The following is a 24,447-nucleotide window of genomic DNA, read 5'->3' as shown; positions in this document are numbered from 1 at the left end:
TTGCTCTCTTATGCCTTTTAATATTCCCATCCTTTTGACCTGGCTGCGCGTGGCCCTGATCCCGCTCGTCGTCGGCGTGTTTTACCTGCCGCCGTCGATGCTGCTGCATGGCGACCAGAACCTCGTTGCCACCCTGGTCTTCATCGTTGCGGCCGTGACCGACTGGTTCGATGGTTTCCTTGCGCGGCGCTGGAACCAGACGTCCGCCTTCGGCGCCTTCCTCGACCCGGTCGCCGACAAGCTGATGGTGGCGGGCGCCTTGCTGGTGCTGGTGCAGCTGGACCGTGTCAATGCCGTGCTGGCCTTCATCATCATCGGCCGTGAAATCACGATTTCCGCCTTGCGCGAATGGATGGCGCAGATCGGCGCGTCGAAATCGGTGGCCGTCAGCTCGATCGGCAAGATCAAGACGGCCGCGCAGATGACGGCCATTCCCTTGCTGCTGTACCACGAAGTGATCTTCGGCGCGATCGACACCCATGTGTGGGGCGAGAAGCTGCTGTGGATCGCCTGCGTGCTGACGGTGTGGTCGATGTTCTATTACCTGCGCCTGGCATGGCCGCTCATCAAGGAAAAAGCGGGCAATCTGCATTGAGGTGATGGACGCCGATAGCATTGGGCTGGCGTCTTTTTAACCCAAACGCAAGAGCTGGGGTCAGACCCAAAGGGTCTGACCCCAAATATTTTGCAAAAGACCAGATATTGCCCGTTGACAGCCCCTGTAATCCCTCTATAATGCTGGCCTGTTGTTGATGACGCGGGAGTAGCTCAGTTGGTAGAGCGCAACCTTGCCAAGGTTGAGGTCGAGAGTTCGAGACTCTTCTCCCGCTCCAGTTTTCTGGATCGTGTCATAGGTAAAAACAGCAAATGCAGTAAAAAGTAGTACTGGCGATGTAGTAGAGCTTCTGATACAATGTTGTCCACTGCGGGAGTAGCTCAGTTGGTAGAGCGCAACCTTGCCAAGGTTGAGGTCGAGAGTTCGAGACTCTTCTCCCGCTCCAGTGAACACTGGGTCAGCAGTAAAGCAGCACTGGTAAACGGTAGCAAAAAGCAGTAAAATAGCGGTTCGTATGCGGGAGTAGCTCAGTTGGTAGAGCGCAACCTTGCCAAGGTTGAGGTCGAGAGTTCGAGACTCTTCTCCCGCTCCAGCGAAAGCTGAAGCAGCATAGCAAGAATGGCAGTAGCAGAAAATAGAAGCTCCAATGCGGGAGTAGCTCAGTTGGTAGAGCGCAACCTTGCCAAGGTTGAGGTCGAGAGTTCGAGACTCTTCTCCCGCTCCAGAATTCTAAAGGGAAGCTAAGCTGGCTTCCTTTTTTTATCCGCCGCAACGCAGTCATGCGGCGTGATTAAGCGGTAAACAAGCTCCAATGCGGGAGTAGCTCAGTTGGTAGAGCGCAACCTTGCCAAGGTTGAGGTCGAGAGTTCGAGACTCTTCTCCCGCTCCAGTTTTCAAGGTGGGCCGCAAGGCGCATCCAAGCAGTTCCTCTGGCGAGGTAGCAAAGAGGTTATGCAGCGGCCTGCAAAGCCGTTTAGACGGGTTCGATTCCCGTCCTCGCCTCCAGATGCAGCGCAGTGATTGACGCGCAGATAAAAAAGCCCACTTCGGTGGGCTTTTTTTTTGCCTATGCGGCTGAACGGCGTCGGCTGCAATTAAATACAGGGCTTCAGTTTATTTGATTTCCGGGAAATGACTAACCGACAGTAATCTGTGGATCCCAATAAAAATAACCATACAGGCTTTGCGTCTGGCCATCGTCATTCAGGCTATATACGGCAATATAGACATAGAAATTTTCCGTGCCGGATTTGGATACCTGCGCCGTGAAATTAGAAAAATTGCGCGGTTGCTGTATTGCCGGCAAACCGTTCGAGGAATCCGAATTCGGCATGACCGCATTTCTGCGGGTAATGGTATTGGAGACAAAGGTATTGAAGACCTTGTCGCCATTCCAGTAATTGATGCCATACACAATGACGGCCGAATCGGCGTTGTCATAGATGGAAGCGCCGGTGAACGAGACATAGTCGCCCACGTTGGCCCTGAAACTCAGGTCGGCAGAGCCTTGTCCGCTATTGATGCCGCGTGGGTCGGTGGCAATCATGTACTGGCTGGTATGCGCCAGGCCCACGGGCTTGCTCTGATCAGGGGCGGTCTGACGCGGATGCTGAGCCATAATCAGATCGGTGTCTATTACAACGAGAATGTTGATTGTAATATTGCTGGCATATAATTGCGCGTCGGTCATGATTCCTCCTCGGTTTTCCTACTCGTCTGGCTTTTCGGATACGCCCCGTTTTTTAATGTGGTAAGCAGTCTCCACCGCTGCTGTGTAGAATAATGGAGAAAATTGCATAGATACTATCCAATTGAAACAGCAGTATTATTTAAAAATATTCCATTTAAATTATTTTTATTTTGTAAATACAGCTGCTGGAAACATTATTTTCCTGCCCGCGTCTGCGTGCCGCGGTCCCGACCATCCGGCCCGGCCGCATCTTGTATAATGTCTGCAGGCTCAGCCGCACCCCATGGTGCGCTGATGAATCTTTCCCTTTTCGCCATCCCCATGTAGTCGCTGACGATTTCCCTCTCCGTTAAAGCTAGTCGCGGCTTCCCCGCGAAGCCTGCCTGCATGGCTGCGCTGTCCATTGGACGCGCATTTCCCTGTTCCGACCCTGGATGTGAATCAATGATCAACGCAAGTTTTCGGGAAGAGTGGTTCTCGAACATACAAAAAAATGTCCTGGCGGGCCTGACCACCTCGTTCGCCCTGGTGCCCGAATGCATCGCCTTTGCCCTGGTGGCACAGTTGAATCCCCTGATGGGCCTGTATGGCGCCTTCATCATCTGCGCATTGACGGCCATCTTTGGCGGGCGTCCCGGCATGATTTCGGGCGCGGCCGGTTCCATGGCCGTCGTCATCGTGGCACTGGTGGCCCAGCATGGCGTGCAATATCTGCTGGCGACTGTGGTGCTGAGCGGCATCATCATGGCGCTGTTTGGCCTCTTGCGCCTGGGTAAGCTGATCCGCATGGTGCCCCATCCCGTAATGCTGGGCTTTGTGAATGGCCTGGCCATCGTCATCGCCATGGCCCAGCTCGAACACTTTCGCCAGGCCACGCCGCAGGGCGAGGCCTGGCTGCAAGGCACGCCCTTGTATGTGATGGGCGCGCTGGTGCTGCTTACCATGGCCATCGTCTACGTGTTGCCGCGCCTGACAAAAGCCGTGCCGCCCGCGCTGGTGGCCATCCTGGGCGTGGGCGTGCTCAGCCATTTCCTGCATCTGCCCACGCGCACCCTGGGCGACCTCGCGCACATCGCCGGTGGCTTGCCGGCCTTGCATTGGCCCGCCGTACCGCTGGATATGGCGACCTTGCACATCATCTTCCCGTATGCGGCGCTGATGGCCATGGTGGGCTTGCTGGAAACCTTGCTCACCTTTAATCTCACCGATGAGATAACGGAAACGCGGGGCCAGCCGAACCGCGAATGCATCGCGCTCGGCGCTTCGAACGTCGTGTCGGGGCTGTTTGGCGGCATGGGCGGCTGCGCCATGATCGGGCAGACGATGATCAACCTGAGCTCGGGCGGCCGCTCGCGCCTGTCGGGCGTGACGGCCGGCGTGATGATTTTATTGTTCATCCTGTTCCTGTCACCGCTGATCGAGCGCATCCCGCTGGCTGCGCTGGTCGGCGTGATGTTCGTCGTGGCGCAGCAGACGTTTGCCTGGGGTTCCTTGCGCGTGCTGGGCAAGGTGCCGTTGCAGGATGCGCTGGTGATCGTCGCCGTGACGGTGATCACCGTGTTCACGGACCTGGCGATGGCCGTGCTGTGCGGCATCGTGATTGCCGCCTTGAATTTTGCCTGGCAACATGCGCGCGACATGCGCGCCGACATCGATGATGGCAGCTCGGGCGTGCGCGTGTACCTGCCGCACGGCACCCTGTTTTTCGCCTCGACCACGCATTTCCTGGAACTGTTCCAGCCGGCCGGTGATCCGGTCCGCGTCATCCTCGATTGCCGGCATCTGCACATGGCCGACCACTCGGCCGTCGCGGCCATCGAAGCCTTGTACGAGCGCTACGACAAGGCGGGCAAGCACCTGCAGGTGAAGCATCTGTCCGCCCGCAACCAGGCCTTGCTGCAGCGCGCGGGCGTCGATGTGAGCGTGGCGTAAAATAGGGGAAAGTCTGCTCCGCCCGATTTCTCGGGATGGGCGGAATTGTTGAATGTCTGTGGAGTGTGAATGCTGTCGTACGAACAAGAACAATTATTGCAGCAAAGCCAAACGGCTTTTGATGCCTACTATGACGCGCTGGGCGCGTCGCTGGTGAATTTTGTCGAGCGCCTGGGCATCCAGCCCGCGCACGAAGTGCTGACGAACGCGGCCGAGTACCTGCCGTACATCGATGCGGCCATGCGCACCATCGTCATCCGCGACGAGAGCTGGCAATGGGTGAAAACCATGCTCGGCTACTTTATCGGCGAATACTTCGTGCAGGGTCATGCGGGTTGCTGGTATGTGGAAACGCGGGCCGAATCGCCGCATTTCTGCCGCACCATGGTGGGCGGTTTCGAGCATGGCTTGCCGATGGATGCCGCCATCGATCCGGAGGCGCTGGCCCTGGAATTTCTGGGGCAATCCGCGCCGCGCGAACTGGCGGCACTGATCGCCACAGCGCAAGCGCGCGCGGCTTGATGGCGCGCGGCTTGCTGCAGCAGATTTAAAACTCTTCCCACTCGCCTTCGGCAGGTGCGCTCGCCTTGCTGCTGGCGCGCGTCGCGGGCAGGCGCAGGGCAGGGATGGAGGCCTTGCGGACCGGCGCTGCCGGGGTTGCCGGCGCGCTGCGCTGCGCCGCCTTGGCGCTGAAACGGTCGGTGGCCGCAGCGTTTGCATCGAGGCGGAACACGCTGACCACCTGCGCCAGTTCGCTCGCCTGTTCCTGCATCGCTTCGGCCGCTGCCGACGCTTCTTCCACCAGCGCCGCATTTTGCTGGGTTACCTGGTCCATTTCCGAAATGGCCTGGTTGACTTGCTCGATGCCTGCGCTTTGCTCTTCGCTGGCATTGCTGATCTCGCTCATGATGGACGTGACGAAGCCGATGCTTTGCACGATTTCTTCCATCGTCTTGCCGGCCTTGTCGACCAGGTCCGTGCCCACGTCGACCTTTTGCACGGAATCGTCGATCAGACCCTTGATCTCTTTCGCTGCCGCTGCCGAGCGCTGCGCCAGGTTGCGCACTTCGGTTGCCACAACGGCGAAGCCGCGTCCCTGTTCGCCGGCGCGCGCCGCTTCCACGGCCGCGTTCAAGGCCAGGATGTTGGTCTGGAAGGCGATGCCGTCGATGACGGAGATGATGTCGACGATTTTCTTCGACGAGGTATTGATCTCGCCCATGGTGGCGACCACTTCGGCCACCACGGCGCCGCCGCGGCTGGCGATGCCGGCCGCGTCGCCGGCCAGCTTATTCGCCTGGCGCGCGTTGTCGGCATTCTGTTTCACGGTCGACGTCAGTTCTTCCATTGACGAGGCGGTTTCTTCCAGCGAACTGGCTTGCTGTTCCGTGCGCGACGACAGGTCCTGGTTGCCGGCGGCGATTTCCGCCGATGCAGTGGCGATGGTGTCGGTGCCGCTGCGCACCTGGCCCACGATGCCGACGAGGCTGTCGTTCATGGTTTTCAGCGCATGCATCAGCTGGGCCGTTTCATCGCGGCCCTGTGCCGTAATGGTGCTGCTCAGGTCGCCTGCTGCCACGGTTTCCGCCACTTTCACGGCGTCGCGGATGGGGCCGGTGATCGAGCGCGTGATCCACCACGCAAAACCGATGCCCATCAGCACGGCCAGCACGCCCATGGTGATCAGGAAGATGCGCGTGCTGCTGTAGGCTTCGATGATGCTGGCGCCGACGCCGTCGGCCGCCTTGATCTGCATGTTGGCGAAGCGCTTCACTTCGGCCAGATAGGCCACGGTGATGGGCGCGACTTCCTTGTCGAACACGATCTTGGCGCCTGCCATGTCGCCGTCGGCCTTCATCTTGAAGGCGCGCGCGCGCGTCGTCACGTAATCGGTGCGTACCTTGCGCACGACCTTGAATTGCTCGATCACGGCAGGGTTGAGCAGGGACGCGACGATGTCGTCCTGCAGCTTGCTGGAACGCTCCGCATCGACTTTCAAGTCGTCCTCGATCTTGGCGCGCACGACAGGATCGGTGATTTCGAACGAGGCGACGCCGCGCACGCTGTTGAGTTCAATGATCTTCGACCATTCGGCCACCATGCGCTGGTTCTTGATGCTGGTATTGATCAGGCGGTAAGTCAGGTCGCTGGCCGTTTGCATGCGCACGAGGGCGGTGATGGTCAAGGCGGCAAGCAACAGCAATACGACAGCAAAGCCGACGCCAAGGCGGCTGCCGATGTTCAGGTTTTTCATGTAATTCCTAACAGTTTAATAGTCATGATCGCCGCCGCCAGCAGGGGCGGACAGGCGCCGCGAGGCGCAGGGGATCGGGGTCTTCGGGTGCCGCGTGATGGCTGTGCGGCGCGCCGCGCTGAGCGTGGCGTTGGAGGTGAAACAGGGGGCATGCCGGTCAGGCTGACCGTTGCCCAGCAAGCCGCAAGTATAGCATTGACACAGAGAAATAGTTTTTTACGGCAATTTTAATTATTTTTTGATATTGATTTCCTGTTGTGTTTTTACATCAAGTACCTAGTCCATAAGTACTATCACTTACAGAAACGCTTACTTTATGCATGTTCGCCTGATAAAATACTAATGATAATCATTCGTATTAAAACATCGACCAGGGAATTGTATGCAGCAACGTCGCAAGCCAGGATGTAAACCGATCACCATCGCCGTACTGGGCGCCTTGACCTTGGGCGCCACGCCATTGGCGGCCTGGGCACAGGAAAGCTTGCCCGCCGTCACCGTGACGGCATCGAAGGACAAGGACGGCTATGTCGCCGCCACCTCCGCCAGCGGCACCAAGACGGAAATGGCCCTGCGCGACGTGCCGCAAACGATCAACGTGGTGCCGGCCGCCGTCATCCGCGACCAGAACGCCATGTCGATCCAGGACATCATGAAGAACATCCCTGGCGTGGGCCTGTCCACGGGCGACGGCCAGCGCGACCAGGTATTCATCCGCGGCTTCACGGCCATCGGCGACCAGTTCGTCGACGGCTTCCGCGATGACGCGCTGTATTTCCGCGACCTGTCGAACGTCGAGCGCCTGGAAGTGATCAAGGGACCGGCCGCCGTGCTGTACGGCCGCGGTTCCTCGGGCGGCCTGGTGAACCGCATCACCAAGAAGCCCGGCATCGATATCACGGACGTGGCCCTGAGCCTGACCAATACGGCAGGGCGCCGCGGCGAAGTCGACGTGGGCCGTGTCGGCGAGACGGTGGACTGGCGCTTCACGGGCGCGCGCGAATTGTCGGACAGCTACCGCGAGCAGCAATTCATCAACCGCACGGCGCTGGCGCCATCCGTGGCCATCCGCCTCTCAAACGCGACGAAACTGCTGCTGCAGGGCGACTACCTGGAAGACCGCCGCCTGACGGACTTCGGCATCCCGTCCTACCAGGGCCGCCCCGTCGCCGTCGATGCGGGCACTTATTATGGCGCCGCGAATGCCCGCGATGCGGATTTCAGCCAGTCGCGCGTGGTCTCCACGGCCGCCACCCTGACGCACAAGTTCAGCGATACCTTGTCGCTGCGCAATGCCTTCCGCTATTACGATTACCACCTGGACCGCAACAACACGAATATTTCCGGCAACGTCAACGAAGTCAAAGGCACGATGAGCCTCGGTCATGCCAAGCTCAACCGCGACGAGAGCGGCTGGTTCAACCAGACGGAACTGACGCAAAAGCTGGTCACGGGCGGCCTGCGCCACGAAGTGCTGTACGGCGCCGAGTTCGGCAAGCAAAACAAGGATGCGTCGAGCTGGGCCTCGACCGTGGTGGCGACGAATGTCTCGATCTCCCATCCCGTCCTGCCTGTGGTCAACCGCAGCAAGCTGGGCGCGCGCGGCGATACCTTCGGCACCTACGACACGGCCGCCGCCTACGTGCAGGACGCCATCAGCTTCAGCGACGAGTGGAAGGCGCTGGCCGGCTTGCGCTATGACCGCTACAAGCAGCAGTCGCGCCTGGCCAATGCGCTTGGCGTAACGACGGCCAACCTGTCGCGCACGGATTCGGCCTACAGCCCCCGCGCCGGCCTCGTCTGGCAACCGGGCGCGGCGCAATCGTACTACGCCTCGTGGAGCCGCTCGTTCCAGCCCAGCGGCGAGAATTTCGCCCTGGCCGCCAACAATGCCGACCTGGCGCCGGAAACCACGCGCAACACGGAAGTGGGCGCCAAGTACGACCTGTGGGGCGGCCGCGCCAACGCCACCGTGTCGCTGTTCCGCCTGGAGCGCGACAACATCAAGACCAGCGACCCGATCACGAACCGCATCGTGCCCGTCGGCACGCAGCGCACGGATGGTTTGGAACTGACCTTCAACGCGGACTTGCATGACGGCTGGAAAATGATGGCCGGTTATGCTTACCTGGACGCCACCATCACCGATTCCATCGCCGTCGACCGTAGCGTGAATGCGCCGGGCACGACGACGGCCAGTTCGGTGGCCATCAAGGGCAAGCGCGCCACTTTGACGGCGCGCAACACGGCCAATCTGTGGCTGACGAAAGACCTGGGCCACGGCTTCACGGTGGGCGGCGGCGCAAATGCCGTCGGCAGCCGCTTCGCCAATCCGGGCAACACGGTCGTGCTGCCGGGCTACGTGACGGCCGACGCCATGGCTGCCTACCGCACGGGCCGCTATGAAGTGCAGCTGAACATCAACAATATCGGCGACACGCGCTACATCGTGTCAGGCCATGGTTCCAGCCCGAACCTGAGCTTGCCGGGCGCGCCGCGCAACGTGGCGTTGACCTTGCGTTACAGCCTGTAAATTCGCTTGCAAGTTCGGTCCCATCCATAAAAAACCCGCTCACTGAGCGGGTTTTTTTTCATGGGGGGCGCTGCATGGGCAGGCTGGTATTGTTTAGAGGAACTATTCGGTACCGATAAAATAATGTTGACTATGTGCAATTTTTTCCGGCGGACTGAGCCTTGATTGCCTTTGAGGGGTAAAATACGCCTCATACGGCACAGGCATGGTGCTTATATCTTATGGATATGACACTGTCATGACGCCGTATGACTTTTTATTTACTCACATCATAGAGGTCTGATATGGTTCAGATATCCAGGCGCCAGTTCCTTCGGGTCACTGGCGCCACGATTGCTGGCTCCAGCCTCGCCTTGCTCGGTTTCGCGCCGGGGCAGGCGTTGGCAGAGGTACGGCAATACAAGCTGGCTCGCACGACCGAGACCCGCAATACCTGTCCTTACTGTTCCGTTGGCTGCGGCGTCCTGCTGTATGGCCTGGGCGATGGCGCGAAAAATGCCGTCTCCAGCATCATCCACGTGGAAGGCGATGCCGATCACCCGGTGAACCGCGGCACGCTGTGCCCGAAAGGCGCCAGCCTGGTCGACTTCATCCACAGCCCGAACCGCCTGAAAGTGCCCGAATACCGCGCACCGGGCGGCACGGAATGGCAACCGATCTCCTGGGATGTGGCGCTCGACAAGATCGCGCGCCTGATGAAGGATGACCGCGACGCCAACCTGATCGAAAAGAATGCCGACGGCAAGACCGTCAACCGCTGGCTCTCCACCGGCATGCTTGCCGCCTCTGCCGGCAGCAACGAGGTCGGGTATCTGACCCACAAGACAGTGCGCAGCATGGGGATGCTGACCTTTGATAATCAGGCGCGTGTATGACACGGACCGACGGTGGCAGGTCTTGCCCCGACGTTTGGCCGTGGCGCGATGACGAATCATTGGGTCGATATCAAGAATGCCGACGTGATCCTGGTCATGGGCGGCAATGCAGCAGAAGCACATCCTTGCGGATTCAAATGGGTCACGGAAGCGAAGGCGCATAACAAGGCCAAGCTGATCGTTGTCGATCCGCGTTTTACCCGTACCGCATCCGTGGCAGATTACTACTGCGCCACGCGTACCGGCACGGACATCGTCTTCCTCGGCGCGATCATCAATTATCTGCTGACGAACGACAAGATCCAGCATGAGTACGTGCGCAACTACACGGACATGCCTTTCATCGTGCGCGAAGACTATGCGTTCGAGGACGGCCTGTTCTCGGGTTTCGACAAGGAAAAAGGCAAGTACACCGACAAGGCCACCTGGGATTACGAGATCGGCGACGACGGCTACGCCAAGGTCGACCCGACCCTGGAACACCCGCGCTGCGTCTACCAGATGATGAAGAAGCACTACGCGCGCTACACGACCGAGATGGTCGAGCGGACGTGCGGCGTGTCGGCCGACAAGTTCCACAAGGTGGCGGAAGCTTTGGCTTCGACCGCCGTGCCTGGGCGCGCCGGTACCATCCTGTACGCGCTGGGCTGGACGCACCACTCGACGGGCGCGCAGACCATCCGCACGGGCGCCATGGTGCAGTTGCTGCTGGGTAACATGGGTATCGCGGGCGGTGGCATGAACGCCTTGCGCGGCCACTCGAACATCCAGGGTCTGACCGACCTGGGCCTGATGTCGAACCTGTTGCCAGGTTACATGACCTTGCCGAACGAAGCCGAGCAGGATTTCGACGGTTACATCGCCGCGCGCGCCACCAAGCCGCTGCGGCCGAACCAGCTCAGCTACTGGAGCAATTACCGCAAATTCCACGTCAGCTTCATGAAGACGTGGTGGGGCGACTTTGCCACTGCGGACAACAACTACGCCTTCGACTACCTGCCGAAGCTGGACAAGCCGTATGACTTGATGCAAGCCATCGAGAACATGCACCAAGGCAAGATGACGGGCTATATCTGCCAGGGCTTCAATGTGCTGGCGTCCGCGCCGAACAAGCAGAAGGTCACGGAAGCGCTGGCCAAGCTGAAGTTCCTCGTCATCATGGACCCGCTGGCCGTGGAAACGGGCGAATTCTGGAAGGCCCACGGGCAATACCACGAAGTCGATCCCACCAAGATCATGACGGAAGTGTTCCGCTTGCCGACCAGCTGCTTCGCCGAAGAACGCGGTTCGCTGGTCAGTTCCTCGCGTGTGCTGCAGTGGCACTGGCAGGCAGCCGAACCGCCGGGCCAGGCGCGCAGCGACCTGGAGATCATGTCGGGCCTGTTCTTGCGCATGCGCAACATGTACAAGAAAGAGGGCGGCAAGTTCCCCGATCCTATCGTCAACCTGACGTGGAATTATGCGCAGCCGCATAACCCGCAGCCGGAAGAAATCGCCCGCGAATTCAACGGCAAGGCGCTGGCCGACTTGTACGATCCGAAAGATCCGACCAAGCTGCTGGTGAAAAAGGGCGAGCAGCTGGCCTCGTTTGCGCAATTGCGCGACGATGGCACGACCACCAGCGGTTGCTGGATCTTCGCCGGCAGCTGGACGCAGGCGGGCAACCAGATGGGACGGCGCGACAACAGCGACCCGACCGGCATCGGCCAGACTCTGGGCTGGGCCTGGGCGTGGCCGGCGAACCGCCGCGTGCTGTACAACCGCGCCTCGTGCGACTTGAAGGGCAAGGCCTTCGATCCGACCCGCAAGTTGATCGAATGGAATGGCACGAACTGGAGCGGGGCCGACATTCCCGACTTCAAGGTCGACGAACCGCCGGAAAACGGCATGGGGCCGTTCATCATGCTGGGCGAGGGTGTGGCGCGCTTCTTTGCGCGCGGCGCCATGGCCGAAGGACCGTTCCCCGAGCATTACGAGCCGTTCGAAAATCCGCTGGGCTACAACCCCATGCATCCGAAAAACCCGCAGGCGACCAGCAATCCGGCCGCGCGCGTGTTTGCCGATGACCGGAAAATGTTCGGCACGCACGAGGAATATCCGCATGTGGCGACCAGTTACCGTTTGACCGAGCATTTCCATTACTGGACCAAGCATGCGCGCCTGAATGCCATCATCCAGCCGCAGCAATTCGTTGAAATCGGCGAAGAGCTGGCCAAGAGCATCGGCGTGGTGGCTGGCGGCGAAGTGCGCGTCAGTTCCAAGCGCGGGCACATCATCGCCAAGGCCGTCGTCACCAAGCGCATCAAGGCTTTGATGATCGAAGGCAAGCCGGTGCATACCGTGGGCCTGCCGCTGCACTGGGGCTTTACGGGCGTGGCCAAGCCGGGGTATCTGATCAATACCCTGACGCCGGGCGTGGGGGATGCGAATTCGCAAACGCCGGAATTCAAGTCCTTCCTCGTGAAGGTGGAAAAAGCATGATGGGAGCTCAATAATGGCATTGCAATCCTTAGATATCCGGCGCCTGTCGGCGACCACGGTAACGCCGCCGCAAGGGCGCAGCCCGGTGACGGGCACCGTGGCCAAGCTGATCGATGTGTCGAAATGCATCGGCTGCAAGGCTTGCCAGACGGCGTGCATGGAATGGAACGACTTGCGTGACGAAGTCGGCGAAAACCATGGCACCTATGACAATCCGACGGACCTGACGCCGCAATCGTGGACGGTGATGCGTTTTGCCGAACACGAAAACAACGACGGCAACCTCGAGTGGCTGATCCGCAAGGATGGCTGCATGCACTGCGAGGACCCGGGCTGTTTGAAAGCCTGTCCGGCGCCGGGCGCCATCGTGCAATACACGAACGGCATCGTGGATTTCCACCAGGAAAACTGCATCGGCTGCGGTTACTGCGTGGCCGGCTGTCCTTTCGACGTGCCCCGCATTTCGAAAAAGGACGACCGCGCCTACAAGTGCACCTTGTGCTCGGACCGCGTGGCCGTGGGCCAGGAACCGGCCTGCGTGAAGACCTGCCCGACGGGCGCCATCGTCTTCGGCACCAAGGAAGACATGAAGGTGCATGCGGAAGAGCGCATCGTCGACCTGAAGTCGCGCGGTTTCGAGAATGCGGGCCTGTACGATCCGCTGGGCGTGGGCGGCACGCACGTGATGTACGTGCTGCACCATGCCGACAAGCCGAAGCTGTATTCGAACTTGCCGGAACGCCCGCGCATCAGCCCGATGGTGGGCTTCTGGAAGGGCTGGTCCAAGCCGCTGGCGGTGGCCGGCATGGCCGCCACGGCACTGGCAGGCTTCTTCCATTACACGCGTGTCGGCCCGAACGAAGTGAGCAAGGACGAAGAGCACGAGGCGCTGGAAGAGGCCAAGCGCATCCGGGAGGAACAGCATGAAGCATAGTGACCTTCACGATGGCAAGCTGCGCGACAAGGATGGCAATCCCTTGATCGAGCGCTACAACCCCAATGAGCGCACGAATCACTGGGTCACGGCCATCACCTTCGTCATGCTGGCCTTGTCCGGGCTGGCCATGTTCCATCCCTCGATGGCGTGGCTGGCGAACCTGTTCGGCGGCGGGCAATGGACGCGCATTTTGCATCCGTTTGCCGGCCTGGTGATGTTCGTCTCGTTCGCCATCCTCGTGGTGCGCTTCTGGCACCACAACAAGTTCGAGGACGGCGACAAGCAGTGGCTGAAACAGATGGACGACGTGCTCAACAACCGCGAAGACAAGCTTCCGAAGATCGGCAAATACAATGCCGGCCAGAAGATCCTGTTCTTCGTGCTGCTGTTCTGCATGGTGGGCTTGCTGTTGTCGGGCATCGTGATCTGGCGCGCGTACTTCGCGTTCTACTTCCCGATCGACATCGTGCGCTTTGCCGCTTTGCTGCATGCCGGTTGCGCGTTTGGCATCATCTGCGCCATCATCGTGCACATCTATGCGGCCTTGTGGGTCAAGGGCTCGATCGGCGCCATGGTGCGCGGCACCGTCACCTACGGCTGGGCGCGCAAGCACCATCCGAAGTGGTTTGAGGCCGTGATCCGTCATACGGAAAAGTAGGCAGAAGGGTAGGTCGGCTTAGCTTCGCGTAAGCCGACCCGCTCCGCCGCCGGCGTTTTTCTCTGCCAGCGACAGCCAGGGCCAGTCCCCCAGGACTGGCCCCTTTCTTTTTATCGATTAAAATACTTTTACAGCACAGCCAACTCCGCTGGCCGTGTTGTGCTTTTTTTGATGGGAAAACTCCATTGGTACAACGCATACTCCAGCCAGGCGAAATCGAAGGCCTGGACCATAACGCGATTCCGCGCCTGCTGCTGCCGCAGCCAGTCAGCCTGTTTACGGCGCGCGCACAGCGCTTGCGCGAACTGGCGCAGGGCAATATCAAGGGCATCCCCGTCGACGCGGGCATGCAGGGCTACCTGGTGCTGATGGCCGCGCTGGCCGATGCGCAGGCCGCCGTGGTGGGAAAACTGGCGCCCGGCGCCGTGCCTGCCGCCGACCCCGACGCACTGCGCCGCGCGATCCAGCACCGCATGCCAGTGCTGCCCGTCAGCGGCGCCCGTCCGCCCGTCTGGCGCGACATCTTTGCCAGCCTGCTCGATGAACTGGCCGCCACGGCGGCACGCCAGCCGGCCCTGTCCGGCGGCCTGACGCAGGTGCTGGCCCAGCTGCGCGCGCTCGACGCGACAGCGCTGGACGCCTGCGCCGATGCCGTGCTCGATGAAAACGGCGACAACCTCAATCCCATGCACGCGCCGTTCGTCGCGGCCGCCCTGCAAATCCTGTGGTCGGTATCGGCCAGCGAATTGCGCGCCGCGCGCGTGCCGGACCTGGAAACGGGCACCCTGTGCCCCGTCTGCGGTTCGCACCCGGTCGCCAGCGTGATCCGCATCGGCGGCCAGTCGCAGGGCTACCGCTACCTGCATTGCGGCATCTGCGAAAGCGAATGGCATATGGTGCGCGTGAAATGCTCGACCTGCGAACAGAACGGCAAGATCGCCTACCAGGGCCTCGATGCGGCCGATGCCGCCCCGTTCGACCCCGTGACGGCGAAGGACGACAAATTGCCGAACAAGGCGAATGACCCGAAAAAGGTGGCGCGCGCGGAAACCTGCGACGATTGCCATACCTATCGAAAAGTCTTCAACCAGGAACACGATTACAACGTCGAGCCCCTGGCCGACGACCTGGCCAGCCTGATGCTCGACCTGCTGGTGGGCGAAGCGGGCTACCAGCGCGCCAGCGGCAATCCGCTGCTGTGGCTGGGGAAGAGCGAAAGCGGCGAGGGCCAGCCAGCATGACGACGGGGCAGACCGTGCGCCTGCCATCGGTAGACCGCATCCTGGGCGACGCGGCTTGCCTGGCCCTGATTGCGCACTACGGCCGCGTGCAGACCCTGGCCTGCGCGCGCGCCGTGCTGGCCGAACTGCGCACCGCCATGCTGGCCGGTGCGGGTTTTGGTAACTTCGGCGAAGAGGGCGCGTCGATCGCCGCCATTGTCGCGCAAGTGGACGAACGGCTGCAATCGCAAGCGCACCCGCGGCTGCGCCCCGTGTTCAACCTGACGGGCACCGTGCTGCACACGAACCTGGGCCGCGCCTTGCTGCCCGACGCCGCCGTGCAAGCCGTGGTGGAAGCGCTGCAGTGGCCGATGAACCTGGAATTTGACCTGGAAACGGGCAAGCGCGGCGACCGCGACGACCTGGTCGAGGAACTGCTGCGCGAACTGACGGGGGCCGAAGCGGCCACCATCGTCAACAACAATGCGGCCGCCGTGCTGCTGATGCTCAACACCCTGGCGCAGAATAAAGAGGTCGTCGTCTCGCGCGGCGAGCTGGTGGAAATCGGCGGCGCCTTCCGCATTCCCGACGTGATGACGCGCGCAGGCGCCGTGCTGCGCGAAGTGGGCAGCACCAACCGCACGCACCTGGCCGATTATGCGGACGCGATCAACGCGCAGACAAGCCTGCTGATGAAGGTCCATTGCAGCAATTACGCGATCACCGGTTTCACGAAAAGCGTGGAGCTCGACGAACTGGTGCCGCTGGCGGCGCAACACGCGATTCCCACGGCCGTGGACCTGGGCAGCGGTACCCTGGTCGACCTGGCGCAATACGGGCTGCCGCATGAAACGACGGTGCGCGAGACGATAGCGGCGGGCGCCGACCTGGTGACCTTCAGCGGCGATAAATTGCTGGGTGGCCCGCAATGCGGCGTCATCGTCGGGCGTGCCGATTTGATCGCGAAGATCAAGCGCAATCCTCTGAAACGCGCGCTGCGCGTGGGCAAACTCACCCTGGCGGCCCTGGCCCCCGTGCTGCAGCTGTACCGCGCACCGGACTTGCTGGCCGAACGCCTGACCTCCTTGCGCCTGCTGACGCGTCCCGCTTGCGCCATGCGCGCGCAGGCGCAAACCCTGCTGCCGCTGCTGCAAAGCGTACTCGGTGCCGCCTATGTGGTCAGCGCCGAAACCGTGACCAGCCAGATCGGCAGCGGCGCCTTGCCCGTCGACCAGCTGCCCAGCTTTGGCCTGGCCGTCCGCAGCGCCCCCGGTTCGCGCCTGAGCAATCCGCTGGGCGCGCTGGAACAGCGTTTGCGCGCCTTGCCGCGTCCCGTCATTGGCCGCATCGGCCAGGACACGTTGTGGCTCGATTTGCGCTGCCTGGAAGCGGTGCACGAGACGGCTTTCATCGCGCAGCTCGCCGAGTTGTCCGCATGATCGTCGGCACCGCAGGCCATATCGACCATGGCAAGACGACACTCACGCGCGCATTGACCGGTGTGCACACGGACCGCCTCAAGGAAGAGCAGGCGCGCGGCATCTCGATTGAACTCGGTTACGCCTATCTGCCGCTGGCCGACGGCACGGTGCTGGGCGTGATCGACGTGCCAGGCCACGAAAAATTCATCCGCACCATGGCGTCCGGCGTGACGGGCATCGACTTCGCCCTGCTCGTGGTGGCGGCCGACGACGGCGTCATGCCGCAGACGCACGAGCACCTGGCCATCTTGCAGCTGCTGGGCGTGACGCGCGGCGCCGTGGCATTGACCAAGATCGACCGCGCAGACAGCGCCCGCGTGGCGCAGGTGGAAGCGGACATCGAGGCGCTGCTGGCCGGCACGCCGCTGGCGGGCAGCCCGGTCTTCCCCACCGCCGCCCATCGCGACAACGATGCGGGCGTGGCCGCCTTGCTGGCGCACCTGACGCAGGTGGCGCGCAGCTTGCCGCAACGCGACGAGCGCCGGCTGTTCCGCCTGGGCGTGGACCGCGTGTTCACCTTGTCGGGGCAGGGCACCATCGTCACCGGCACGGCGCTGGCGGGACGCGCGCAGGTGGGCGACATGCTGCAGCTGGCGCCCGGCGGCGCGCCTGCGCGCGTGCGCAGCATCCATGCGCAGAACCGCGCGGCCGAGACGGGCATGGCGGGGCAGCGTCTGGCGCTGAACCTCGCCGGCATCGACCGCGAGCGCATCGAAAGGGGCAACTGGATCGTCGCGCCCGAGCTGGCGCAGTGTTCCGAGCGCCTGGACGTGGAACTGACCCTGCTGCCCGACGCCGGCGTGCAGCTGAAAGCCTGGTCGCCGCTGCACGTGCATCTGGGGGCGGCGCACCAGCTGGCGCGCGTCGTCATGCTCGATGGCGAAACCCTGTCGCCGGGCCAGACGGGCAGGGTGCAACTGGTGTTCGACGCTCCCATGCATGGCGTGCCGGGCGACCGCTTCGTCGTGCGCAATGCGCAGGCGACGCAGACGGTGGGCGGCGGCATGGTGCTCGATCCGTTCGGCCCGGCGCGCAAGCGGCGCAGCCCGGCCAGGCTGGCGTGGCTCGATGCGCTGGCGGCGTTTGTCGCGCACGGCGACTATGCGGCCCTGCTGGCGCAAAGCCCGCTGGGGCTGCGCGAGTCGCTGCTGGTGCGCCTGTCCCTGCTGCCGGCGCATGCCCTGGCGCTGCCGCCCGACACGCGGCGCATCGCCCTGCGCGGCGGCGACGCCCTGCTGCTGGCGCCGGCGGCGTTGCTGGCGCTGCAAGAGCGGGTGCTGGCCGCGCTGGCCGTCTTCCATGCGCGCGCGCCCGACGAGGCGGGGCCGGAGCTGTGGCGCCTGAAACGCATCGTCGACGCGGAGATGGAAGACGCCTTGTGGAGCCACCTGGTCGAAGGCTTGCTGGCGCAGGGCGGCATCCTGGCGCGCGGCGCCAGCCTGCACTTGCCGACGCACAGCGTGGAACTGACGTCGCAGGAGCAGGCGATGGCCGAGCCCTTGCTGGCCGCGCTGGAGCAGGGGCGTGCCGATCCGCCGTGGACGCGCGACCTGGCGCGCGGTTTCGGCCTGGCCGAGGACGAAACGCGCCGGCTGTTGCGCAAGCTTGCCAAGGCGGGGCAGATCAGCCAGGTCGTGCATGACCTGTTCTATCACCAGGCGGCGCTGGCCGGGCTGGCGCAACTGGTGCGCACCCTGGCCGGAAAAGCGGAGCTGGACGAAAGTCTGGCGCCCGGTTCCGGCGCTGTGGGCGCGGCCACTTTCCGCGACGCCAGCGGCTTGGGCCGCAAGCGGGCGATCCAGGTCTTGGAATTCTTCGACCGCGTCGGTTATACTCGCCGTGTTGGCAATGGGCATCTATTGCGCCCGCAGGCGTTGTGGTCCTACACCGCAGCCCCAACAGCTAGCTCAGGCACCGCGGAAAGCACACTCATCCGGTGATGTGGCCGGGCTTCAAACCCGGTGGAGGGCGTCAGACGTTCTCCCGTAGGTTCGACTCCTACTGTTTTCCGCCACTTGTTTTTCCCGCCATCCTCCCCTCGCATGATGATCCCGGCGTTGGCCCTGAGCCACGTTACGGAAAAATAATGGTTTAACTGGCAACCTTTGGCCATGGCCGGCGGGGGCCGATGGTACCATCCTGCAGGTGCAGGGCTGCGTATCCCCTGTGGTAGAAGAAGGCAAGCATGAAACAAGCAAGCATGGCATGGCTGCTGGCGGCGCTGTTGCTGCCGGCGGCGGCCGGGGCGGCGGGCCTGCGCATCGTCGGCGAGCATTTGCCGCCGTCGAGCATGATGGAAGGCAATGTCGTCGTGGGACGCGAAACGCTGAAGGTGCGCGACATCATGGCGCGCGCCGGCATCGGCTATACGATGGAACTGCTGCCGTGGAAACGCGCGTATGCGCAGGCGCTGCGCGAGCCTGACACCTGCATCTTTTCCACCACGCGCACGCAAGAGCGCGAAGCGCAATTTCGCTGGATCGGCCCCCTCAACGAAGCGGAATGGATATTGTATGGCCTGGCCGAGCGGCATCTGGCGCTGCGCACCCTGGCCGATGCGCGCGGCCTGGTGATCGGCACGGTGCTGGGCGACGCGCGCGACGACTACCTGCGCCAGCACGGCATGAACGTGGCGCCTGTCACGCAGGAGTGGATCAATCCGCAAAAGCTGCTGCTCGGGCGCATCGACCTGTGGGCAGTCGGCCTGGCGGTGGGCAGCAAGCCTTTCGTCGGCAAGGAATGGGAAGGCAAGGTGGTGCCCCTGCTGACTTTCAACCGCGTGCAGACTTACCTGGCCTGCAACCTCAAGGTGCCCGAGGCGCAGGTGGCGGCGATGCAGCGCGCGGCAGCGGCTATGCGCCGCGACGGCAGCATGGCGCGCGAACAGCTGCGCTGATTCAGCGCATCGACTTAACTCTCCAGCCACTGGCGCACGCAGTTGCGTCCTTCGCGCTTGGCCTGGTACAGGGCCTGGTCCGCATGGCTGTAGGCCGTTTCGAACGGCGTGCCGGCGCGGTTCCAGCTCAGGCCCACGCTGATGGTGATGGCGCGCGTGATGGGCGCCGCATGGCGCTGGCGGCCGACCGTCTCGCAGATGCGCTGCGCCACTTGCGCCGCCTCGTCGCGCGAGGAGGTGGGCCAGACGACGGAAAACTCTTCGCCGCCGACCCGGCCGATGGCCGTCTCCTGTCCCAGTAACCCTTTCAAACAGTCGACCACGGCCTGGATCACGCCGTCGCCGGCCGGGTGGCCGAAGTCGTCGTTGACCTGCTTGAACAGGTCGATATCGAGCACGATCAGCGCCATGTCACCCTGCGCCAGGCAGCGCGAGGCATGGTCGATCACGGCGCCGCGGTTCAGGGCCCCCGTCAGCGGGTCGTGCGTGGCGCGGTATTCGAGCTGGCCGGCCAGGGTTTGCAATTGCCGGTTCAGCAGATGCATGTCGCGCTCGGCGCGGTCGCTGCGGCCGATCAGGCGGCGCGTCTCGCGCATCAGCCGCTCGTAGTGAACGATCAGTTCACCGAGCACGCGCCGTTGTTCCGCGCCCGAGGCGTTGGCGTCGGCGTGCATGCGGCGCGCGGCGGCCAGCGCTGCCGCTTCCACGGTGAACAGGTCGGGTTCCAGGCCGGACTCGGAGATGGCGGCGCGCATGCCCTAGCTGCCCTGCACGGGATGGTCGTGGAAGTCGAGGGCCGTAAAATCCTGCTGCAGCTCCTGGCCGAATTCCAGGATGGTGTCGTCGTCCTCGTCGTGATACCAGTTCAGGCGCACCTGGTTGCCGTCCACGGCCGCCTGGTTCAGGGTGTCGAACAGGGTAAACAGCATCTTCGTGCTGGAGCTGTTGAAGTAGGCCAGCGAGACGTTGACGGTGATGGCAGCTTCGCGGCAGCCTTCCAGATAGGCGCGCACGGCGGCGATCAGCGGACCATAGAAGGCGGCCGCGTTTTCCGGATACGACTCGCCCTTGATCGACAGGGTGTGCTGCTCGAAACGGAAGTCGATTTCGGGCGAACTCGGGGTCGCGGCGATGAACAGTGGTGACGGTAATTGCATATGCTTTCCTGAGTCGGCTCTTTCAAATGATGGCTTTGATGCAGAAGATGGTGTGGCCAGGTTCCTGTGGGTCCTGGACGAATTCGAATTCCAGCGGCTCGCTGGCGTCGCGCGCCATGGTGAGAAAACCCAGGCCCGCGCCCTTGCTGTCCGATGGCGCTTCCTCGCGCAGGGCCTTCTTGTAGGCGAGGCGGATTTCTTCCATCGTCATCGTGTGCAGCGGTTCCAGGCGGGCGCGGATCTGCGCCACGTTGTCGGTCGAGACGGGGTTGGCGCACAGCAGAAAAAAGCTGTCGCCGCGCGTGCCGATGCAAAACGAGCCGCGCCGCATCTGCTGGTCCAGCTGCGCATCGGGCGTCAGGCTGTCGGCCGAATAATGCATGATGTTTTGCGACATCTCGATGAACGAGGAAAAGATGCGCCGCCGGGTGGGCCCGGCCGCGCCGGCCGTATCGAGGCGCGCCTTGATGGTTTCGGAAATGGCGCTCACCACGTGCTGCGAGAAATAGCCCACGTAAAAAAAGATGATGTTGCGCTTGCGGGCCACATCCCAAAACTCGTTGAATTCTTCGTACAGCACGTGCGTGCTCCTGGCTAGCCGGTGACCCGGTGTCTTGTTGATAAGGTGGCTCGATGGCGCCCAGACTACAGGCGGAAACAGAAAAAGGTCAGGTCGTCGCGGCGTGGCTGTTTTCCCTGCCAGGCGGCGCTGTCCTGCAGCAGGGCCGCCGCCACGTCGCCGGCCGGCGCGTCGCGCCGCGCCAGCAGCTGTTCGCGCATGCGCCGCTTGCCGTAGGCGATGTCGCGCGCGCCGCCGATCTGGTCGAGCAAGCCGTCGGTGGTGAGGAACAGCAGGCTGCCGGCGGGAATGTCGGGTGTCTCGTTGTGCCAGCAGTAGCCGGCCGGCGTGTCAACGTAGCCCACGCCCATGCGCGCGCCATCGATGGCGCGCACGGCTTCTTCGCCCGGCGCCACCACGTAGAGCGCCAGTTTCGCCCCTGCGAAACGCAGGCTGGCGCTGGCCGTGTCGTAGCATAAAAAGGCGCAATCCATGCCGTCGTTCGAGCCGGCGTGGCCGGTGGCCGCGCCGCTGTCGGCGCCGTCCTGGCCCAGCAGGGTCTTGATGGCGCGGCTGACGGCGCCGATCAGAGCGGCCGGATCGCGCGGCCCCCGTTCGCGCAAGGACTGGCTCAGGGCCGACGAGGCGATCAGGGTCATGAAGGCGCCGGGCACGCCGTGGCCCGTGCAGTCGGCGATGGCGGCGAACCAGCCCCCTTCGTGGCGTTCGAAAAAGTAGAAGTCGCCGCCGACGACGTCGCGCGGCTGCCATTCCAGGTGCGCGTCGGGCAGGGTGGCGCGCAATTCCGCATCGGAGGTGCGCAGCAGCGCGCGCTGGATCACGCTGGCGTAATCGATGCTGTGCATGATCTGCCGGTTCTTTTCCGCCTGCATGGTGGCCACCACGTTCATCAGCTGCAGGCCGAAGCCCACGCCGGCCAGCGCGCCATCCTCGGTGATGATGAAGCCGTCGGCCAGCGCCTTCTCTCCCGCTTCCACGGCGCGGAAGGTGAGGTCTTCGATGCTCATGGCGCCATCGACGATCAGCGGTTCCTTGTCCATGAAGGCGATGCAGCTCTTCTTGCCGTACACCTCGTGATAAAAGGGCTTGGACATCTGCGACATGAAGATATTGCGGCTGATTAAGCCGATCGGCTTCTGCTGCTCCGTGACGGGCAGGCTCATCATGTCACGCCGTTCCGTGAACAATTCCAGCACGGCGAAGTTGCTGGCGTCGGCCTGCACGGATTCCGTGGGAACGCACAGATCAAGCGCCACGGACGTGCGATAACGGGGAAGATGCAATCGAGAAGCGTTGAACTCCACAGCGGCTACCTTTACATGACGATCGGACCTTTGTTGTCGCGAGAGCAAGGCGACTGACAAACAGGCAATATCATCATGGTAGCCGCTGAATATGACGGCTTGATTACCGGCTTGTCAAAACCGTATGCAAGATGGCTGCATGGCAATCCGTTGCCGGGCTTACAGACGCCTGGCCAGCGCCTGTGCCTGCTCCAGCCAGCGCGCGCGCTGCGTGCCGGTGGAATCGATCATGGGGCCGAAGCAGGCCACCTTGACCGGCTTGACGCCGCAAAATTCCAGGGTCGTCTTGCGCAGCTGGTGAATGCCGGGCATGTGGTAGACCCAGCGGAAATACCAGGGCGGCGTGTCCATCGCCACCAGCAGCTGCGCCGTGCGGCCCTTCAGCAGCTGGGCGGGAAAGGCCTTGCCCGGGCGGTATTTGAAGGCAAAGCCGGGCAGGAAGATACGGTCGACAAAACCTTTCAGCAGGGCCGGCGCGCCGCCCCACCAGATCGGGTAGGCGAACACCAGGTGTTCGGCCCAGCTGATGGCTTCCTGCGCGGCCAGCAAGTCTGGCTCCAGCGGCTGCACCTGGCGGTAGCCTTCATGCAGGTTCTGGTCGAAGTCCAGCTGGCCCAGGCGCAGTTCGCGCACGGTATGGCCTGCGCTGCGGGCCGTGGCGGCGTAGGCCTCGGCCAGGGCGGCGCAGAAACTGTCGCTGGACGGGTGGCCGAGGAGAATTAAAATGCGCTTCGGTGTAATTTTGCTCATGCTGCAGGCTTTCCGTTAAAGAAGAGCTTGCATGCTAAAGCCTGCCCCTGGGGGCAGAGTCAAGCGCGCAGTGTCAGGCTGCCTGCAGTTGCTGGCGCGCCAGGCAGTCGCGGATTTCCGTATCGATGTCGGCCAGCTGCGCGTCGAGCTGGCGCAGGCGGGCGATATCCTGCCGCACCTGCGCGCGCTTGGCGTCGATGTGTCGCGACAGGGCGGCCCAGTCCGTATCGTCGCCGGCCAGGACGGGCAGCAGTTCGGCCAGGCGGAAGCCCAGGACCTGCGCCTGGCGTATCAGTTTGACCTGCGCCAGGTCTTGCTGCGTGTAGACGCGATAGGCGCCGGAACGGCGCACGTCGCCCAGCAAGCCCAGCGCTTCATAGTGGCGCAAGGCCTTGGGCGAGGTGCCCGCCAGGCGGGCGATTTCTCCGATGTACATGCTTGTCCCTTGTTGAGCTGCGGCGCACGCAGTGTAGCGCAGGTGGCTTGCCAGGCGCTACCTTCCGCGCTGCCTCAGGAGGCTTTGCGCGGCGGGACTTTCTTCGCCGTGCACTCGGCGCAGGTGCCGTACAGCGACAGCGCGTGCTCGTGCAGCACGAAGCCCCGTTCGGCGGCGATCTCGTTCTGGCGCAGTTCGATGCCTTCGTCGACGAATTCATCGACCTTGCCGCAACCCGTGCAGACCAGGTGGTCGTGGTGCTGGCCTTCATTGAGTTCGAACACGGCGTGGCCCGATTCGAAGTGCCGGCGAAACAGAATGCCGGCCTCGGCAAACTGCATCAGTACGCGGTAGATGGTGGCCAGGCCCACGTCGATCTTTTCAGCCAGCAAGAGTTTGTAGACATCGTCCGCACTCAGGTGCTTGATCGTGCCTTCCTGGAACAGCTGCAGAATCCGCAAGCGGGGGATGGTCACTTTCAAGCCCGATTCACGCAGTTCCCTCAATATATCCATGTCTCCCATTCCTTTTTGTAGTCGCTGAGCGAGGTAAGCCATTATATCGCAAATGATAATCATTACCATTATCATGTGTGCACTGGAAATAGTATGCTGCAGGGGCCGGCGGCAATCCAGTGACATCGGCGCAAGTAACCATTGCGCGGCGCGCAACTTGTCTCAGCATTGCGCGGCTGGCTGGCCGCTGAA

The 24,447-nt window shown here is 62.6% G+C and carries 20 protein-coding genes and 7 tRNA genes; 18 read left to right on the top strand and 9 right to left on the bottom strand.

Annotated elements, in window-relative coordinates; all coding sequences use genetic code 11:
- The first annotated feature begins 10 nt into the window (after positions 1–10).
- The 7 genes from pgsA (at position 11) to AC3RCG_RS19415 (ending at position 1,561) form a co-directional block, all read left to right on the top strand.
- Entirely contained in the window at positions 11–595 is a 585-nt protein-coding gene (gene pgsA / locus AC3RCG_RS19445) for a CDP-diacylglycerol--glycerol-3-phosphate 3-phosphatidyltransferase (protein WP_034749601.1), read from the top strand.
- Positions 596–757: 162 nt separating this feature from the next.
- Positions 758–833: transfer RNA gene (locus AC3RCG_RS19440), tRNA-Gly, on the top strand.
- Between the two features lie 92 nt (positions 834–925).
- A tRNA-Gly gene (locus AC3RCG_RS19435) sits at positions 926–1,001 on the top strand.
- A 71-nt stretch (positions 1,002–1,072) separates the two neighbouring features.
- Positions 1,073–1,148, top strand: a tRNA-Gly gene (locus AC3RCG_RS19430).
- A gap of 56 nt (positions 1,149–1,204) precedes the next feature.
- Positions 1,205–1,280 (top strand) — tRNA-Gly (locus AC3RCG_RS19425).
- Between the two features lie 89 nt (positions 1,281–1,369).
- Positions 1,370–1,445: transfer RNA gene (locus tag AC3RCG_RS19420), tRNA-Gly, on the top strand.
- Between the two features lie 42 nt (positions 1,446–1,487).
- Positions 1,488–1,561: transfer RNA gene (locus AC3RCG_RS19415), tRNA-Cys, on the top strand.
- 130 nt (positions 1,562–1,691) lie between these two features.
- Here the strand turns inward: AC3RCG_RS19415 and AC3RCG_RS19410 are convergent.
- A complete protein-coding gene (locus AC3RCG_RS19410) occupies positions 1,692–2,246 on the bottom strand; it encodes an inclusion body family protein (protein ID WP_070222332.1) in 555 nt (184 codons plus the stop codon).
- Positions 2,247–2,690: 444 nt separating this feature from the next.
- Here AC3RCG_RS19410 and AC3RCG_RS19405 point away from each other — a divergent pair, with 444 nt between their 5' ends.
- Positions 2,691–4,178, top strand: a complete 1,488-nt coding sequence (locus tag AC3RCG_RS19405; RefSeq protein ID WP_492403050.1) for a SulP family inorganic anion transporter — start codon at positions 2,691–2,693, stop codon at positions 4,176–4,178.
- Between the two features lie 69 nt (positions 4,179–4,247).
- A complete protein-coding gene (locus AC3RCG_RS19400; protein WP_070222327.1) occupies positions 4,248–4,700 on the top strand; it encodes a hypothetical protein in 453 nt (150 codons plus the stop codon).
- Positions 4,701–4,725: 25 nt separating this feature from the next.
- On the opposite strand, the gene AC3RCG_RS19395 is transcribed toward AC3RCG_RS19400, so the two are convergent.
- Positions 4,726–6,432 (bottom strand): methyl-accepting chemotaxis protein, encoded by a 1,707-nt coding sequence (locus AC3RCG_RS19395; protein WP_070222325.1) that lies wholly within the window; start codon positions 6,430–6,432, stop codon positions 4,726–4,728.
- A gap of 382 nt (positions 6,433–6,814) precedes the next feature.
- Between AC3RCG_RS19395 and AC3RCG_RS19390 the strand changes: the two genes are divergently transcribed.
- The 9 genes from AC3RCG_RS19390 (at position 6,815) to AC3RCG_RS19350 (ending at position 19,513) form a co-directional block, all read left to right on the top strand.
- Positions 6,815–8,965 (top strand): TonB-dependent receptor, encoded by a 2,151-nt coding sequence (locus AC3RCG_RS19390; RefSeq protein ID WP_492403047.1) that lies wholly within the window; start codon positions 6,815–6,817, stop codon positions 8,963–8,965.
- Positions 8,966–9,249: 284 nt separating this feature from the next.
- The gene (gene fdnG, locus AC3RCG_RS19385; protein ID WP_492403045.1) at positions 9,250–12,321 is read left to right on the top strand and encodes a formate dehydrogenase-N subunit alpha; all 3,072 of its coding nucleotides are present in this window, start codon (positions 9,250–9,252) and stop codon (positions 12,319–12,321) included.
- A 13-nt stretch (positions 12,322–12,334) separates the two neighbouring features.
- Entirely contained in the window at positions 12,335–13,255 is a 921-nt protein-coding gene (gene fdxH, locus AC3RCG_RS19380) for a formate dehydrogenase subunit beta (protein ID WP_070313216.1), read from the top strand.
- Positions 13,245–13,916, top strand: a complete 672-nt coding sequence (locus AC3RCG_RS19375) for a formate dehydrogenase subunit gamma (RefSeq protein WP_070313215.1) — start codon at positions 13,245–13,247, stop codon at positions 13,914–13,916. Before fdxH ends, AC3RCG_RS19375 begins: the two co-directional genes overlap by 11 nt.
- Positions 13,917–14,101: 185 nt before the next feature.
- The gene (gene fdhE / locus AC3RCG_RS19370) at positions 14,102–15,157 is read left to right on the top strand and encodes a formate dehydrogenase accessory protein FdhE (protein WP_070313214.1); all 1,056 of its coding nucleotides are present in this window, start codon (positions 14,102–14,104) and stop codon (positions 15,155–15,157) included.
- On the top strand, positions 15,154–16,575 hold the full coding sequence (gene selA, locus AC3RCG_RS19365) for an L-seryl-tRNA(Sec) selenium transferase (protein ID WP_492403042.1): 1,422 nt from the start codon (positions 15,154–15,156) through the stop codon (positions 16,573–16,575). The genes fdhE and selA overlap by 4 nt, the downstream gene beginning before the upstream one ends.
- Entirely contained in the window at positions 16,572–18,557 is a 1,986-nt protein-coding gene (gene selB, locus AC3RCG_RS19360; RefSeq protein WP_492403040.1) for a selenocysteine-specific translation elongation factor, read from the top strand. The genes selA and selB overlap by 4 nt, the downstream gene beginning before the upstream one ends.
- Positions 18,536–18,631: transfer RNA gene (locus tag AC3RCG_RS19355), tRNA-Sec, on the top strand. The genes selB and AC3RCG_RS19355 overlap by 22 nt, the downstream gene beginning before the upstream one ends.
- Positions 18,632–18,802: 171 nt before the next feature.
- Positions 18,803–19,513 carry a substrate-binding periplasmic protein gene (locus tag AC3RCG_RS19350; protein ID WP_230491961.1) on the top strand — a complete coding sequence of 237 codons (711 nt, stop codon included), beginning with the start codon at positions 18,803–18,805 and terminating at the stop codon, positions 19,511–19,513.
- 14 nt (positions 19,514–19,527) lie between these two features.
- On the opposite strand, the gene AC3RCG_RS19345 is transcribed toward AC3RCG_RS19350, so the two are convergent.
- From AC3RCG_RS19345 to fur, 7 genes are all read right to left on the bottom strand, one after another.
- A complete protein-coding gene (locus AC3RCG_RS19345) occupies positions 19,528–20,268 on the bottom strand; it encodes a GGDEF domain-containing protein (protein ID WP_070222307.1) in 741 nt (246 codons plus the stop codon).
- Between the two features lie 3 nt (positions 20,269–20,271).
- A complete protein-coding gene (locus AC3RCG_RS19340; RefSeq protein WP_070222304.1) occupies positions 20,272–20,670 on the bottom strand; it encodes a DUF1987 domain-containing protein in 399 nt (132 codons plus the stop codon).
- Between the two features lie 22 nt (positions 20,671–20,692).
- Positions 20,693–21,250, bottom strand: a complete 558-nt coding sequence (locus AC3RCG_RS19335; protein ID WP_070222302.1) for a SiaB family protein kinase — start codon at positions 21,248–21,250, stop codon at positions 20,693–20,695.
- A 65-nt stretch (positions 21,251–21,315) separates the two neighbouring features.
- The gene (locus AC3RCG_RS19330) at positions 21,316–22,473 is read right to left on the bottom strand and encodes a SpoIIE family protein phosphatase (protein ID WP_492403303.1); all 1,158 of its coding nucleotides are present in this window, start codon (positions 22,471–22,473) and stop codon (positions 21,316–21,318) included.
- A 240-nt stretch (positions 22,474–22,713) separates the two neighbouring features.
- A complete protein-coding gene (locus tag AC3RCG_RS19325; RefSeq protein ID WP_205602263.1) occupies positions 22,714–23,304 on the bottom strand; it encodes an NAD(P)H-dependent oxidoreductase in 591 nt (196 codons plus the stop codon).
- Positions 23,305–23,377: 73 nt separating this feature from the next.
- A complete protein-coding gene (locus tag AC3RCG_RS19320) occupies positions 23,378–23,740 on the bottom strand; it encodes a MerR family transcriptional regulator (protein WP_070222296.1) in 363 nt (120 codons plus the stop codon).
- A gap of 74 nt (positions 23,741–23,814) precedes the next feature.
- Positions 23,815–24,255 (bottom strand): ferric iron uptake transcriptional regulator, encoded by a 441-nt coding sequence (fur, locus tag AC3RCG_RS19315; RefSeq protein ID WP_034756687.1) that lies wholly within the window; start codon positions 24,253–24,255, stop codon positions 23,815–23,817.
- Between the last annotated feature and the right edge of the window lie 192 nt (positions 24,256–24,447).

The organism is Janthinobacterium sp. GW823-FHT01H08 (genome assembly GCF_058797855.1).
Note: the sequence above shows the minus strand (reverse complement) of the source record. Positions and strands in the feature narration are given on the sequence as shown.

Bases quoted from the DNA above. Each gene is read 5' to 3' on its own strand.
- pgsA (WP_034749601.1), top strand. From the start codon at position 11: ATGCCTTTTAATATTCCCATCCTTTTGACCTGGCTGCGCGTGGCCCTG.
- AC3RCG_RS19410 (WP_070222332.1), bottom strand. From the start codon at position 2,246: ATGACCGACGCGCAATTATATGCCAGCAATATTACAATCAACATTCTC.
- AC3RCG_RS19405 (WP_492403050.1), top strand. From the start codon at position 2,691: ATGATCAACGCAAGTTTTCGGGAAGAGTGGTTCTCGAACATACAAAAA.
- AC3RCG_RS19400 (WP_070222327.1), top strand. From the start codon at position 4,248: ATGCTGTCGTACGAACAAGAACAATTATTGCAGCAAAGCCAAACGGCT.
- AC3RCG_RS19395 (WP_070222325.1), bottom strand. From the start codon at position 6,432: ATGAAAAACCTGAACATCGGCAGCCGCCTTGGCGTCGGCTTTGCTGTC.
- AC3RCG_RS19390 (WP_492403047.1), top strand. From the start codon at position 6,815: ATGCAGCAACGTCGCAAGCCAGGATGTAAACCGATCACCATCGCCGTA.
- fdxH (WP_070313216.1), top strand. From the start codon at position 12,335: ATGGCATTGCAATCCTTAGATATCCGGCGCCTGTCGGCGACCACGGTA.
- AC3RCG_RS19375 (WP_070313215.1), top strand. From the start codon at position 13,245: ATGAAGCATAGTGACCTTCACGATGGCAAGCTGCGCGACAAGGATGGC.
- selA (WP_492403042.1), top strand. From the start codon at position 15,154: ATGACGACGGGGCAGACCGTGCGCCTGCCATCGGTAGACCGCATCCTG.
- selB (WP_492403040.1), top strand. From the start codon at position 16,572: ATGATCGTCGGCACCGCAGGCCATATCGACCATGGCAAGACGACACTC.
- AC3RCG_RS19350 (WP_230491961.1), top strand. From the start codon at position 18,803: ATGAAACAAGCAAGCATGGCATGGCTGCTGGCGGCGCTGTTGCTGCCG.
- AC3RCG_RS19345 (WP_070222307.1), bottom strand. From the start codon at position 20,268: ATGCGCGCCGCCATCTCCGAGTCCGGCCTGGAACCCGACCTGTTCACC.
- AC3RCG_RS19340 (WP_070222304.1), bottom strand. From the start codon at position 20,670: ATGCAATTACCGTCACCACTGTTCATCGCCGCGACCCCGAGTTCGCCC.
- AC3RCG_RS19325 (WP_205602263.1), bottom strand. From the start codon at position 23,304: ATGAGCAAAATTACACCGAAGCGCATTTTAATTCTCCTCGGCCACCCG.
- AC3RCG_RS19320 (WP_070222296.1), bottom strand. From the start codon at position 23,740: ATGTACATCGGAGAAATCGCCCGCCTGGCGGGCACCTCGCCCAAGGCC.
- fur (WP_034756687.1), bottom strand. From the start codon at position 24,255: ATGGATATATTGAGGGAACTGCGTGAATCGGGCTTGAAAGTGACCATC.